Annotated in this window: 16 protein-coding genes, 1 tRNA gene and 1 riboswitch; of the genes, 11 read left to right on the top strand and 6 right to left on the bottom strand. The window is 46.2% G+C overall.

All coding sequences use genetic code 11. The features are described 5' to 3' along the window. Window position 1: 1 nt before the first annotated feature. Window positions 2–1141 (bottom strand): FIST C-terminal domain-containing protein, encoded by a 1140-nt coding sequence (locus HY200_01420; protein MBI3593596.1) that lies wholly within the window; start codon window positions 1139–1141, stop codon window positions 2–4. A gap of 122 nt (window positions 1142–1263) precedes the next feature. Next, window positions 1264–1356: riboswitch (cyclic di-GMP riboswitch) on the bottom strand. Window positions 1357–1579: 223 nt separating this feature from the next. Between HY200_01420 and HY200_01415 the strand changes: the two genes are divergently transcribed. From HY200_01415 to HY200_01405, 3 genes are all read left to right on the top strand, one after another. Beyond that, window positions 1580–1771, top strand: coding sequence for a hypothetical protein (locus HY200_01415; protein MBI3593595.1), 192 nt, complete (start codon window positions 1580–1582; stop codon window positions 1769–1771). Window positions 1772–1871: 100 nt separating this feature from the next. Beyond that, window positions 1872–3290 (top strand): hypothetical protein, encoded by a 1419-nt coding sequence (locus HY200_01410; protein MBI3593594.1) that lies wholly within the window; start codon window positions 1872–1874, stop codon window positions 3288–3290. A gap of 33 nt (window positions 3291–3323) precedes the next feature. Next, on the top strand, window positions 3324–4061 hold the full coding sequence (locus HY200_01405; GenBank protein ID MBI3593593.1) for a carboxypeptidase-like regulatory domain-containing protein: 738 nt from the start codon (window positions 3324–3326) through the stop codon (window positions 4059–4061). A 98-nt stretch (window positions 4062–4159) separates the two neighbouring features. Here HY200_01405 and HY200_01400 read toward each other — a convergent pair whose 3' ends face one another. Beyond that, window positions 4160–6085, bottom strand: a complete 1926-nt coding sequence (locus HY200_01400; protein MBI3593592.1) for a carboxypeptidase regulatory-like domain-containing protein — start codon at window positions 6083–6085, stop codon at window positions 4160–4162. Between the two features lie 306 nt (window positions 6086–6391). On the opposite strand from HY200_01400, the gene HY200_01395 reads away from it, so the two are divergent. Continuing rightward, window positions 6392–7570, top strand: coding sequence for a hypothetical protein (locus tag HY200_01395; protein MBI3593591.1), 1179 nt, complete (start codon window positions 6392–6394; stop codon window positions 7568–7570). Window positions 7571–7705: 135 nt separating this feature from the next. Here HY200_01395 and HY200_01390 read toward each other — a convergent pair. Then, window positions 7706–7778, bottom strand: a tRNA-Phe gene (locus HY200_01390). 131 nt (window positions 7779–7909) lie between these two features. Between HY200_01390 and def the strand changes: the two genes are divergently transcribed. From def to HY200_01355, 7 genes are all read left to right on the top strand, one after another. Further along, window positions 7910–8458: a peptide deformylase gene (def, locus tag HY200_01385; GenBank protein ID MBI3593590.1), complete on the top strand. Its 549-nt coding sequence runs from the start codon at window positions 7910–7912 to the stop codon at window positions 8456–8458. Between the two features lie 61 nt (window positions 8459–8519). Continuing rightward, window positions 8520–8918, top strand: a complete 399-nt coding sequence (locus tag HY200_01380; GenBank protein ID MBI3593589.1) for a hypothetical protein — start codon at window positions 8520–8522, stop codon at window positions 8916–8918. A 57-nt stretch (window positions 8919–8975) separates the two neighbouring features. Then, a complete protein-coding gene (gene bcp, locus HY200_01375) occupies window positions 8976–9440 on the top strand; it encodes a thioredoxin-dependent thiol peroxidase (protein ID MBI3593588.1) in 465 nt (154 codons plus the stop codon). Between the two features lie 94 nt (window positions 9441–9534). Next, on the top strand, window positions 9535–9864 hold the full coding sequence (locus HY200_01370; protein ID MBI3593587.1) for a (2Fe-2S) ferredoxin domain-containing protein: 330 nt from the start codon (window positions 9535–9537) through the stop codon (window positions 9862–9864). Window positions 9865–9878: 14 nt separating this feature from the next. Next, window positions 9879–10709 carry a 6-carboxytetrahydropterin synthase gene (locus HY200_01365; GenBank protein MBI3593586.1) on the top strand — a complete coding sequence of 277 codons (831 nt, stop codon included), beginning with the start codon at window positions 9879–9881 and terminating at the stop codon, window positions 10707–10709. 30 nt (window positions 10710–10739) lie between these two features. Beyond that, window positions 10740–11330, top strand: coding sequence for a GTP cyclohydrolase I FolE (folE, locus tag HY200_01360; GenBank protein ID MBI3593585.1), 591 nt, complete (start codon window positions 10740–10742; stop codon window positions 11328–11330). 19 nt (window positions 11331–11349) lie between these two features. Next, a complete protein-coding gene (locus HY200_01355; protein ID MBI3593584.1) occupies window positions 11350–11859 on the top strand; it encodes a hypothetical protein in 510 nt (169 codons plus the stop codon). Window positions 11860–11967: 108 nt separating this feature from the next. Here HY200_01355 and ruvB read toward each other — a convergent pair whose 3' ends face one another. Genes ruvB through ruvC form a run of 3 tightly spaced genes read right to left on the bottom strand, consistent with a single transcriptional unit; the run spans window position 11968 to window position 14144 of the window. Further along, the gene (ruvB, locus tag HY200_01350; GenBank protein MBI3593583.1) at window positions 11968–12996 is read right to left on the bottom strand and encodes a Holliday junction branch migration DNA helicase RuvB; all 1029 of its coding nucleotides are present in this window, start codon (window positions 12994–12996) and stop codon (window positions 11968–11970) included. Window positions 12997–13020: 24 nt separating this feature from the next. Next, window positions 13021–13638, bottom strand: a complete 618-nt coding sequence (ruvA, locus tag HY200_01345) for a Holliday junction branch migration protein RuvA (protein MBI3593582.1) — start codon at window positions 13636–13638, stop codon at window positions 13021–13023. Continuing rightward, complete coding sequence (ruvC, locus tag HY200_01340; GenBank protein ID MBI3593581.1) at window positions 13635–14144, bottom strand: crossover junction endodeoxyribonuclease RuvC; 510 nt, start codon at window positions 14142–14144, stop codon at window positions 13635–13637. The genes ruvA and ruvC overlap by 4 nt, the downstream gene beginning before the upstream one ends. Window positions 14145–14147: the final 3 nt, after the last annotated feature.

Genomic DNA, 14147 nt, shown 5'->3' with positions numbered 1-14147 from the left:
ATTAATTTTCTGAAAAAGTTGTGATGGTCATCGATTGGTTATGAAATTCACATTTTGTCTCCGGTGCAAAAGGCGAAATGCCACCGTAGGAATAGAACCCGGCCAGTACGGTCTGATCACCCATTACTTCCCGCACCCCTTCCACCTCTTCTTCAGTTCTCTGCTTGAGTACCAGTTTTCGACCGACACAACTGATGAGAAGTGCCAATTCAGGAACCGATGCCCCCATCGCTTCGTAACTGGTTCTTGCGGCATCGGCCGAACCATCGATCAGCCGTTCGAAATTTGCTCGCATGAGCCGTGCATTGACTCCCTGTGGGACATCACCCGCAAAGATCATGCTCCTGTCCTGTTCGTCGACGGACAAAATCGTTCTGACGACACTGTTGCTCCCTTCCGTTTTTCGAAGACTCAACGGAAAATGGAGTGCCGTTCCCGGAAGTCCCTTGGCATGTTCTCCAAGATAATTCTTATAAAGATCGAGAGCTGATTTTCCATCGATTTCATATAAAACATTCCCTTTCGACCGGGTGATAAGCCTCTCAGGACCAAATGGATCCCATCCTCCCATCGCTCCGTACCCCACCTTTAATCGGTCGCCATAAAAGCCCAGGACGGCGACAACATCTTGTTTTGGAGAATCATTCCAGAGGACAATCGTTTCTTTGAAAAGCGCACCGTCTCCCGAAAGTCCGCCGGTCACGGTGACATGGGGAGGCAGATGTTTTGACAAGCCGTCCACAAGTTCGCTTCCACTGATATTCAATCCTTCCGAAATGACAAATACGTGTCTCAATCCCTTTTTTTGGAGAGACTGGGCAAGTCTTTCCCCGTATTGAAAACTGTTTCCACTTCCGTCAATATTTACTTTTGCCCCTCTTATCTCGGTGTGGTCGAATCGAACAGCGGTCATAACCAAAGAGTCATCTGAGACTTCCGTACCACAAATTTCTCCTGCTGTGGAACAGCCGAGTATCTGGGCCCTGGGATAAGATTTCTGGATTTTTTCGACGAGATCCCGGTTTCTTAATGCCATTCTTGACCCAAAGACTAAGACCATGTGGGCTGAATTTCCCAGCGTTCCAGGTTCTCCTGATTGCCAGCCCTTATCCGGCTTCCATCGATTCTGTTCAATCTTCATATTCAATCTCCTTTGATTAATAAACTCATCTCGTTAATGAATGCCAAAAAAAAACCCATTTCCTGAAACCTAGGAGATGGGCCGCCTGATCCATTGATTGGAAAATGTCATGGGTCGATGATCTAGGCAGCCCAACTGGCATCCTCTCCTTTTCCGGGGAGGGAAGCCTTGAAGCTTTGTGCCCCAATCTTTCGATTGGTTTACTCTTTTCTAGATTCCGTTCTGCTTATCTTAAAAGGTAGCAGGAATTTGATTTCTGTCAAGTCGAGCCAGAAGGTGGATTTTGCTTAAAAATTAAGGTGTTACGGCAAAATGTCATTCATCGTTACTCTGTAGAAATGTACCTTTAAATATGCTATTCTGCGCCAGGTTTTCTACATATTCAGGATCTAACATTGAGGGCAAAATTTGGGTTTCCCCCAATTCAGGGGGTCAGAAATGGTCAGGATGAGAATATTCGAGTTATTTGATGACGAATGGGTAGAAATCACGGTCATTAGGGAAGGAGGAGTCGTCTCTGAAACCGAAGAGGAATGTCATATCCCGAATTTACCCATTGGGCCCGACGGTGAATTCGACCAGATTACATTCGATGAGGGAAGAATCTTTGGTTATTATGCGGATAATTAGTCTGTTCGGCCACTTTTTCTAAGGTTGGTCATTTGACAAATCAGAAAAATTGTTTACATTTAATTTAACTAGGCGATTTTCTTATTTAAGAAAGGGTTTTATGGTTACTATGATAAAATGGGTCTTTCTTTCATTGGCGCTCTTAATCACGGTCCCGCTTTGGCCAGAGGAAGCAAATGCGATTCCGGCATTTGCCCGACAGACCAATCTGGAATGTAAAACCTGCCATTTTCAACACTATCCTGTATTAAACAAATATGGCCGCGATTTCAAGTCTCAGGGGTTTACTATGGTCGGGGAGAATTCCCAGACGATAGAAGGTGAAAACCATCTTTCAATCCCCATGGTCTTAAACGCATCGGTTTCGGCATCCGTAAACTATCAAAGAACGAACGGAACCAACGCGGCTCCGGCAGCCGGCAAAGTTCCCGCAGACAGTACCAATGACGGTCTCCTATCCATTCCGCAGTCCATTCGCCTCAACCTGGGAGGACGCGTCAGTTCCAATATCGGATTTCTGGCAGGCGCCTGTCTGGATGCCGCCTGTACATCCGGAAATGGCGCTTTGAGCGGATTTAAGCTTCCGATCATTTTGAATCTAGGAGATTTTAATGCCGGAGCCGTTCCATTTTCGTATGCTCAAGGATATGCCGGGGTGGGATACGGATTTGAATTGCTGAATACCGGCGCGGTGGCCACCCATACCTTTAACCAGTCAGATCTCCCCTCTTTTTCAGCTCAGCAATATGTCGCAGTCAATTCCCCAAAGAGCGCCCGTGCCACTAACGCATTATCCGGTGTGAATATCGCTGCAAGCGGCATTGCACTCATTGCAAGCCACGAATACGGCTTTATTAATTTTACGAAATGGCAGCCGTCTCATCTGGCCGGAGGGACTAACGGAAACCCGACCTCCAATTACATCCGACTCGCGGCGACACCTCCTGGTCTCGTTTCAAACTGGGACATCGGGTTTGGCACCCAGATCTGGTTTGGATCAAGCGCAGTCACAACGCTTGGCGCCCCTTCGATTCTCACAGAGGCCTTCGCCCTGGACGCCCAGTTTCTTCACGATGTCGAAAGATTCCCCCTGACTCTTGTCATTTCATTTGCCAAAGCCAGAGGAAGCGACCCGCTCGATCCGGTCCAAAATGTATTCAATGACCAGTCAGCAAATGTCGGAGGGTCGATGGACCGCTCCTCGATCAATTTCGGTGCCGAACTGGGTGTTCTCCCCGGCAAGGCGACCGTTCAATTGGGTGTTCGCTTTGCCAACAGCGGCGTCAATGAAACCGGGCCTTCTACAGCGCCCGGAGTTCTGGGAACGCCTGTGTCAGGAACGAACGCAACAGATAACGACCTGATGGTTGGAGCAACCTATGAGCTGATGCAGAATGTGAAGGTCACACTTTCTTTTTCGGACAGTTATGGAAGTTATTATAACGCCTCCTCATTTGCTGAAACCGTGGGGGGGAAAGGGAATCAGAAAATTGTGTTCGGGATGGATGCCGGATGGTAAGGCTTCGATGATAGGTGAATGGAGAAAGTCCCCATGGTGAAAAAATCAGGTTTGTGGATATTAGGAACAGGGTTAATTCTGGCCTGTATTTCAGCTCCTGCCGCGTGGGGCTACGAAGTAAATATCAGCGACGTCAGCGGAGAATTAACCGGAGTCATTCAATTCAAAGGAGAGCTATCCTCCAATTCACGACTCAAAGTCAACCGGAATATGGAATATTGTGGGGCAACCGTCGAGGATGAATCTTTAATAGTCAATCCCGAATCCCATGGAATCAAGAATGTCGTTGTCAGTCTTGAAAATGTCGCTTTTGGCAAAAGACATGATCCGGCAACGATCGTCGTTGATAATTCGAAATGCCGCTTTGTTCCCCGCATTCAGATCGCAATGGTCGGAGACGCTTATGAACTGAAGAATTCAGATCCGATCATCCATAATACGATGTTTCATCTGAACCAGGACGGATTCACACTCTTAAGCGTGGCCCTTCCTCCTTCGGTCAATTCTATCAAAAGACCGCTTATCAAAAACGAGGGAGTGATCAATGTCAAATGCAATGCCCATTCCTTTATGAGAGCCAATATCCTCGTCTTTTCGCATCCCTACTTTGCCATGACGGATGAAAATGGCAATTTCGATATTTCCAATATTCCGCCTGGCAAATATAAAATCAAAATCTGGCACGAGGCCTTTTCCGATCAGGAAAGGGAAGTAACTGTCGTATCCAATCAGAAAACAACATTCTCACTTTCTCTAAGTTTAAAAAAATAATCTTTGAAAGAATATCCCTCTTGGCAAAACGCGTTCCGATCACGGGGACCTCTTCCAGAGGGCCCCGATCAGCGATTGATCTATCGTAAATAGAACCGCTACTCAATTTCAATTAATGCCCTTTGCAAGAAAAAGAAACCGGTATCGGTTCCGCCGTTATTGACCGAGAAATCACCGCTTAGCCTTTCTTTGTATACCCCCATGGATGCATTTCTCGGACTTGCCGGCGCAATGTGAAAGGTGGTGGCGACGTCGTTCGCTGTCCCGCTTATCCGGCCATCCGTCATATCGGTGAAAGCCAAAGTTCCGCCGGTAAAATGGGTGACCGTGGGACAAGAACCTAAAAGTAGGGGCAATATTTTTCCGCCCACGATATTTCCGGTGGAATCGGCCCTCAAACTCAGATAACAGATTGCTCCAATGTGATTGTTTGTGGCAGACCCTGAGACATAATAGAATCCTCTCCAGATAGAACCTATTAAAACACCATCCTGCCGTTTTTCCGCGAAATCTGAAGTGGCATAGTGAGGGGGCGTGGCAATCTTGCTTCCCCAGAATGTCCCACGCGCTGTCTGGTTGGCTCTTGAGGTCACTTCAAACCCTAAAACATGTCTTTTTGCCGGACCCAGCAAGCCTGTTATGGATCGATTCACGCCATCGGTCGACGAAAACATCACACCGTGAAATTCTCCTAGGCTGGTATCGGTAACCGTAACAGGAGTTGAAGTGCCCAGGGTATAGGTGGTCGCGTAGAGAGTCTCATTCCCGGAATCTACCGGAGTGATATCTCCTGAAGTGCCGTCTAACGCGAAGGCACTGTTATACTGAAAGGGACTGGCATAAGTTAGATTGAATGAACTGGTCCTGATAAACGATGACCAGACCCAATCGCCACCAAGATCTGATGTGCCCCAGTTCAGACCTTTATCCAGTTCGAAATGTCCGAAGATATGAATGACCGGATGCGGAGTCGCATCCGTTATCGTCGCCTGGAAATAACCGACAAAATAGGCTGGATTCGTTGCAGAATCAAGTTTGCCTGTCATCGTCATGTCAAGCGTTCGATTCGTACTCAAGGCATAAGAGGAGGTCAGTTGGTAGATTCCAAGATTCGAATCAATCAGAGTTGAAGTCCCGTTGAAACTGCTGGTCACAATGCCCCACTGGGCACCTGCAAAAAATCTTTCCATATCAATAATCGCTGATTTTCCGGTAAAATTTGTACCCGAAGAAATTGTAAAACTCAGGTTCGCTCTCCTTCTATCTCCCATTCGATCATCACCTCCGAATGCCTCCCGGTGGTACTCCGCACTCCCCCCCCAGTTCCCGTTAATCGTTGAGGAAGTGAAATTTCCCGCACCGGATGCACCCGGGACTGATACGATGACGAGCGACGCGCCAACCCTTCCAGCGTTATCAATCGCAAATATTTTAATTAACGCAGAGGGTCCGGAAAATCCGGCAGGCAAGGTAATATTCCCTGTGTAAATAGATCCGCTGCCGCCATGACTCAATTTGGTCCCGACACCATAACCGACCAGTTCCGCCCTTGCATCACTGATGATACAAGCATTGATAGGACAATTGTTCGTCGGATTGATGGTCGCCGTAACTGCAAATACGCCGCCGCTGAACGATGCGCTGGCATTGGTAATGACCGGAGCATTTCCAAAGTCATCCACATCCGGCAATTGGATAGGATGGGCGAATGTCGTGGTTCTATTTTCCGAAACCACCACCGTAACGTTATTCGTGTTATATCCGGGAGAGATCACATTGATCGTCGTGGTGCCGTCCGGAATTCCCGAGAGAGTAAAATTTCCATCTTTATCGGTGATCGCGGTAGGAGAACTGGTTCCAGCGACAACAGTGGCTCCTCCAATTGGTGCTCCGCTGGAGTCGGTGATGACGCCGCTAACGCTGCCAGTACCGTCGTCTGACTTGCCACAACCTGCAAGCGCCAGAAGCGGCGTCATGATTAAGAAAATCGCAATCCATTTAGTCCAAGACATTTTTGGGGTCATTTTTATCCACTCTCCAATGATTTAATCGGTAAATTGCAAGATCAATATCTTTCCATAAGATATACTTGTGGTTTAAACACAGATAATTTCCTAAAGTTTCTTTATTTTGGGAAGATTTTTACAAGATCCTGGACGGCCCGGTCCAGGTACAAATCTGTAGGGAGCTGGTCATGACAAGCGTGCGGTTTTTTGGAATCAGGGCCAAATTAAGAATGAATGCAAGTGGATATCGAGTAGCCAGTTGTGTTAACAATAAACCATAATAAAGGCAAACAGGATGATTGGATCAATGGCAAGGTCATATTTATGAAAAAAGTATCTTCCCTTCTTATTTTTCTCTTTTTGTTGCTGGTTCTTGTTTCGGCAGCTTCTGCGAATCCAGGTTTTGCAAGAAAATTTGGGGTAGGTTGTGGCATGTGCCATGAAGGATTCCCCAATTTAAATGATTTTGGGGAACGCTTTAGGGATAATGGTTACCAAATGCCGGGAAAAAATGTTGAAGAAGGGGCATTAGATACAGGGGATAAGAAACTTTTTCTCGATCCGAACGTCAATTTTGCCGTCAGAGCGGACGGTGTCTTCTCTCTTCAAAACTCCGGCACTACCCGGTCTGATTTTGAGGCCCCAAACGTTTTAAAACTATTTATGGACGGTTATTTGAGTAAGGATATTACTTTTTATTCTTATTTCCTGGCTAATGAAAATGGAAGAGTCGTGGGACTTGAAGACGCTTTCCTTTTCTTTAACGATATAGGAGGCCATCCTCTTGACTTGATGTTTGGACAATATCAGGTTGCAGATCCAGTTTTTTCGCGAGAACTACGACTCACGATCGAAGATATTGCGATTTATACGACGCAAGTCAGTGCAAGCCTGTTTGATTTAACCTATCAGCGCGGGGTACAGATTACTTACGCTCCAAGATGGTTTGAGTTGGGCCTCGGTCTGGTGAACGGGAATGGGATCGAACCCGATACCAATGGAAAATTTGATAACAATAGTATTAAAGACCCGTATGTCAGGTTTAAAGTCAAATATGATCCCTTTTCAGTTGGATTTTATGGTTTTTACGGTGAAGATGAAGATTTAACATCCAAAATTAAAAATCACTTTTACCGATTGGGCCCTGATATTCGTATTAGCCAATGGAGAATTCCGCTGGACCTTAAGGCCCAATGGCTGTTTGGAAATGATGACAATCCTGATTTTTTGCCTAATCCTACGAATGTCTTGAGTATTACAGGGGGATTTGTGGAAGGAATTTACCACTTCAGCAATGATTGGAAAGGGGTTTTGTTGTATAACCGGGTGCAAGTGACTGAAAAACCGGAGCTAACCATTCATACCCTAACAGCTAACGCGACTTACTATTTTCTCCGAAATTTAAAATTATTTCTAGAATTTACCCGGGACATACAAGATACTTCAATCATTCATCCTGAAAATACAGACCATATTGAATTAGGGTTTACTACAGCTTTCTAAATGACACGGGGTCGTGTTTCTAAAGCAAGAAGGGCGGACGTTGGCACGAATAAGTGCACAACAGTTTTGTGCGCGGACGCGAGTCGGTAAGCTCCCCGGAGAGTCGAACAGGTTGGATTCACCCGGAAAAAAAGATGCCGAGAGGGTGAATCGAACACCCGACACAAGGCTTTTCAGGCCTCTGCTCTACCTACTGAGCTATCTCGGCATGACCCTGATCGTTTGAAAACGGCCAGGGCGCTTAACTGGTTAAGCGGTAAAAAGTATCAAAGCTGTCCCTCCTTGTCAATACAATTCAGATTATGATAAAATTGAAATTGTGACCTAAATAAGGGGATCATGGCGGTATTACCTATTGCTAAATTAGGAAACCCGGTTCTGCGAAAAATTTCTGAACCGGTGTCAAAAGAAGAGCTTTTGTCCGAATCGTTTCAACTCTTTATCGACGATATGATTGAAACCATGCGGTTAAAGGATGGCGTGGGACTTGCTGCACCTCAGGTTTCGGTCTCCAAACAGCTGGTCGTTATAGAATCTCACTTCAATCCCCGCTACACCGATGCCCCCGAAATCTCTCTTCTGGTCCTGGTCAATCCCCTGTTCACCTATCTCTCGTCTGAAAAAATAGAAGGATGGGAAGGTTGCTTAAGTGTTGATAATCTCAGAGGAAAGGTCAACCGTTCAAAAAAAGTGGCTCTCAAGGCGCTGGATCGACACAGCGAACCTGTAGAAATTCTGACCGATACTTTTCTCGCGGTCATCCTTCAGCATGAAATTGACCATCTTCACGGACGCCTCTTTGTCGACCAGATTAGTGATGTCACCAGCCTCTCTCAATTGGAAGAGTTTAACCAATTTGTTCTGGGAGACAAGACGCCTGTTTCCTGAAAATAGCTTCTATTTTTCATTTGTCTGGAACCCGATTTAATGTCTATGTTAGCTTAGGGATATGGTTGCGACCGAAAAAGTCCTTTTTTCACTTCAGATGGCGGAAGAATCTTTTCAAGAGGTTCAACTCCTCTCTAAAGATGGGAAAACGAGAAGTCTTTTAAACAGTCTTTATAATTTATACTATTATGGCATAGAAGCGATTCTATTGGGCCAGGACATTCATTGCCGCAGTCATATTGAACTAAAAAATGCCTTCATGACCCACATTCTAAGAAGAGGACTATTTAGAAAGGCTGACGAAAAAGAACCCATTGACTGGGAAAAAGAGATTGAATCTATTTTTAATGTGAAAAATAAAAATGAAAATGGAATTTTGCCCTCTAAAGACGAAGTTCTTAGACTTGTTCAGGCAGGAGAACATTTTTTAAAAAGAATCAGAAATCACCTCCTCATTTAGTCCGATTTACTTAATCAGTTCATTGATCATTTGATCGTCACCCCAGGAGAATTGTCCATGGAAAACGAACTTCAGGTTGGAAGCAAAGCCCCCGAATTTAACCTCCCATCCACCTCTGGCGAGAAGATCAGTCTCAATTCGCTAAAAGGAAAGAACGTCATCCTTTATTTTTATCCGAAAGACGATACACCCGGTTGTACCAAGGAAGCCTGCAGTTTCAGAGATAAACTTCCCAAATTTAAGAAGAATATGGCAATCATTTTAGGCGTCAGCAATGATTCTCTCGATTCCCATCAGAAGTTTATCAAGAAATACAACCTGACCTTTCCTCTCCTCTCGGATGAGGATCACTCCGTATCAGAAAAATATGGCGTATATAAAGAGAAAAATATGTATGGCAGGAAATATTGGGGAATCGAGCGATCGACGTTTGTCATTGACGGCGACGGAAAATTGAGGGCAATCTTTAGGAAAGTGAAGGTCGATGATCATATTCAAGAAGTACTTGAAAGCCTGAAGTAGCCGGTTTTGAAATTGACTTCATTTCATTGATCAAGATATGATGGATGTTTACTGACTTTTGACACGATGAATTTCAAATAAGAGGAGTTTTGTTATGCCTAAACCAAAACACCACGTACTGGTCTGCACCAATAACCGTCCCCCGGGGCACCCCCGAGGGTCATGTGGAGAAAAAGGGTCCAATCAGCTTTTAACCCATTTTATGTCAGAAATTGAAAATAATAGCCTTTTTGGTGAAGTGATTGTCACCGGTTCGACCTGCATCGGTCCCTGTCCTCTCGGTCCGCTCGTCATTGTCTATCCCGACGCTACCTGGTATCAAAAGGTCACCTCTGCAGAGGATGTCGCAACGATTGTGAAAGAACATATTCAACAGGGAAAACCGGTCGAAAGGCTGAAAGTCCCCGACGGAATCTGGGGCTAAGAGGGTCGAAGCCGATGGGATTACTCTATATTACAAAGAGAATCGAGTTCTCTTCCTCTCATTTTTTGGCGGACCCCAGGCAAGAGAAGGAAATGAATTTGTCCCAATTTGGTAAAGAGATGAATACCCATGGACATAACTATCTGCTCGAGCTCACGTTGGAAGGTGCGATCGATCCGGTAACAGGAATGGTCATCAACACGGTTGAACTGAAAGAAAGAATGCTCCACCTTCTGGAGGAATTTGACCATCGGCATTTGAATCTTGATCTCCCCTACTTTAAAGAAAAACTTCCGACTGTGGATCACATTGCTCACACCTTGGGCGATCTTTTTCAGGAAAGAAACCGGGATCTAAGCCTTTCCCGAGTACGGCTTTACGAAAATGAAGAGAGTTTCGCCGATTATCATCTCTCGTCAAAAATAAAACCCGTCGCCCCTTCTCTGGTCTATCATACTCAGGTCTTTCGCTTTTCCTCTGCGCATCGACTTCATTCCAAACAGCTTTCTGACGCCGAAAATAGAAGAATCTACGGAAAATGCAACAATCCAAATAGTCACGGCCATAACTATGTCCTTTACGTCACTTTGGAAGGACCTCCCGATCCCCAAACCGGAAGCCTGCTAGGGATCGAAAAATCCCATCAGTTTATCCGACGAGATATTTCAGACCGGTATGATCATCACTATCTTGATCAGGATTTTGATGAATTTAAAGAAAATGTTTCTACAGCTGAAAATATATTGGTCATTGTTTGGAACCGTCTTTTTCCTTCGCTTTCCAACCGCCTCTATAAGCTTAAACTGATTGAAACCCGTGACAACTATTTTGAATATTTCGGATAAGATCTAATTCATAACGAGGTCCACTTTTTCATGCCGAAAAAGATAAAAAACACTTCACCCGAAATCGAAATGCAGAGACTCATTCGGAGACAATTAGAGCTGATAGGAGAAAATCCGAAAAGGGATGGTTTGTTGAAAACGCCCGACCGGGTTCAGAAATCACTCGATTTTCTAACCAAGGGGTACAAACAGGATTTAAACGAGATACTCAATGATGCGCTTTTTGATATTGACTATGAAGAGATGCTGATTGTCAAGGATATTGACTTTTACTCTCTCTGTGAACACCACCTTCTTCCTTTCTTTGGCAAATGCCATGTCGCCTATATCCCAACGCAAAAGGTAATCGGTTTGAGCAAGCTCCCTCGAATTGTCGAAGTATTCAGCCGGCGGCTCCAGGTGCAAGAGCGGTTAACCAAACAGATTGCCGATGCAATTCAGAAAACCATCTCCCCCGTCGGCGTGGGAGTCGTGATGAAGGCCCAACACCTTTGTATGATGATGCGGGGTGTTGAAAAACAAAACACGGTTGCGGTTTCCAGCGCAATGCTCGGCTCCTTCAGATCGGATCATAAGACCCGGGAAGAATTTCTTAACCTGATCAATTCCTCTCATCACTAATCTTTCAAATGGGGGCAACATGCTGAGTCTCGACGCCGTCATGAGATGGCTTCATTTTTTGGGAGTGATCACCTGGGTCGGCGGGATGATGTTTCAATTGATCGCGCTCCAGCCTTTTTTAAAGGTCCATGACCTTCCCGCACGGCTCCCTCTCCTTTTTCCCGTCATCCGAAGATTTCTGATGATGACCTGGTCATCCATCACCCTTCTCATAATTTCCGGGTCAGATATGCTGATCCGAGTATTAGTGGATCAGAAAGTCTCCCTGGGTTCGCGGCTCGGCATGATTCTCCTGGTTAAGTTTATGCTTGTTGGATTGATGCTCATTTTGTTCGGAGTCCTGTTTTTCGGCTTTTTTTTCGACCTGCGGATTCACTACCGGGCCCTCCTAAAAAATCCGGAACCAGGAAAGGCCAGGGAACATTTTCAAGCAATCGAAGATCTCCTTCCTTCGATGCGAAATTTGACCATTGCCAACCTGGTTGTGGGACTGGTGGTGATACTGGTTATTGAAATGGCAATCTATTAGAGGGGCTTGCGTCGCCCCCTCCACCGGCAAAGCCGGACGGAGCCTCCCCCTCTCGCTCACATCGTTCGCTGAATTTGTCTAGAGGGGCTTGCGTCGATCCGGGGTGACTTACAGGAGTTTGGGCTGGCCCTCGAACGGAGGCGAGCCCTTTTTTAGGTCAAAAAGTTGGTAGGTCGCATCAGCCGCCATTCTTCCTCGCGGCGTCCGGTCAATAAATCCGTTTTGAATCAGGTAAGGCTCATAAACATCTTCCAGAGTTTCCTTTTCTTCATTCATAGCCGCCGCCAGTGTTTCCACCCCAACGGGGCCGCCACCAAACTTTTCCACTATCATTCGAAGCAGCTTGCGGTCCATGGCATCCAAGCCCCTGTCATCGATTTCAAGTAGCTCGAGACCCTCTTTCGCCACTTCAAGTGTAATCACCCCTTTTGCCTTGACCTCGGCGTAATCTCTCACCCGACGCAAAATGCGATTGGCAATTCTCGGCGTTCCTCTGGAGCGGGCCGCAATTTCCAACGACCCTGCCTCGTCTATGTCGACATTTAATATCGATGCAGAACGTCTGATAATCGTGGCCAGTTCTGCTGAAGTATAAAATTCCAGGCGCTGAACGACGCCAAACCGGTCTCTCAGAGGCGAAGTGATTAACCCTGCACGAGTTGTTGCGCCCACCAGGGTAAATTTCGGTAGATCGAGTTTAATAGTTCTCGCGGAAGGCCCTTGCCCGATAATCAGGTCTAGTTGAAAATCCTCCATTGCCGGATAGAGTATTTCTTCAACCGTCGGAGTCAGGCGATGAATCTCATCGATAAAGAAGATGTCGTTGTCTGAAAGATTGCTTAAAATCGCAGCCAGATCCCCCTGGTGTTCGATGGCCGGTCCGGAAGTGGCCTTTATATTGACCCCCATTTCTCTTGCGATAATATGGGCCAACGTCGTTTTCCCCAACCCGGGAGGCCCATAAAATATGACATGGTCGAGAACCTCTCCTCTCTTTTTGGCCGCCTCGATATAGATAGAAAGGTTTTCTTTCACCTTCTGCTGTCCGACATATTGCGACAAGGTTTGCGGACGAAGGTTTTGTTCCAATCTGATTTCGTCGTCTATCGGTTCCCGCTGCAGAACTCTTTCATCCATAAATGATACCCTTACCCGTTGCTGCTAGCTCCTTACCAGTAGCTTTAGAGATTCCTTGATCAATCCCTCAAGCGGAAGCTGCGGACTTTCCTTGCAAACCGATTCAATTCTTGGCTTGATGACCACCCGGTTATATCCCAAATTCACGAGGGCTGAGAGCACTTCATCCAGTTTCGAATTTTTCCATTCCGGTTCTTTTAATTCATGGGGCTCATTCGATGGCTGAAACCCTCCAGCCAGCACCGACACTTTCTCTTTGAGTTCTAACAACATTCTCCCCGCTGTCTTTTTTCCAATCCCCTGAATCGAACTGAGTCTCGCCATGTCCTCGTTTTGAACAGAAAGTATCAAATCTCGTGGAGATAGGCCTGAGAGGATCGTCATCGCCAATTTGGGTCCAATGCCGGAAACGCCCAGCAGAAGGGTAAATAGCTCTCGCTCGCCCTGGGTCAGAAATCCATAAAGCCCTATCGTATCTTCCCGGACATGGGTATAAATAAAAAAAGAAAGCGGCGCATGGAGGTCCGGAAGGGAATAATAGGTCGTTAAGGGGGTCTGGACGTGATAACCGACTCCGTTGACGTCGAGAATGACCATCTGCGGCGATTTGTGAATTAATACCCCCTTGAGGAATGCGATCATGTTTTCTGAACCTCGGCTCCAAGTCGGCGCGCAATCATCTTGGCGGAATGATGATGACAGATTGCTGCAGCCAAAGCATCGGCCGCATGGTCCGATTCCGGCGGGCTTCCCAATTTCAGGAGGTGGGTCACCATCATTTGAATCTGCGTTTTGTGGGCTGCCCCGTACCCGGTTACCGCGAGCTTAATCTGCGTGGGTGTATATTCAGCAACCTGAAGCGCATAAAGTTCACCGATGAGTAGTGCCACACCTCTCGCCTGGCCTAATTTAAAGGCAATCTGGATATTTTTTGAAAGGAAAGTATCTTCTACGACAATCACGTCGGGAGAAAAACGGATGACGACTTCCACCAGGCCGTCATGAATGCTTTTAAGTTTCTTGGATAATGTGATTCGGGAAGAGGTGGTAATCACCCCCATTCCTTCAAAGTTCAGGCGGTTGGAAATTTCATCGACGATACCCCAGCCGGTGTGTTGGGTGCCGGGATCAATCCCCAAAACTCTCATAAT

The organism is Nitrospirota bacterium (assembly GCA_016194305.1).
Classification (GTDB): domain Bacteria; phylum Nitrospirota; class Nitrospiria; order JACQBW01; family JACQBW01; genus JACQBW01.
The sequence above is the reverse complement of the archived record's forward strand: the minus strand, read 5'-3'. Positions and strand labels throughout refer to the sequence as shown.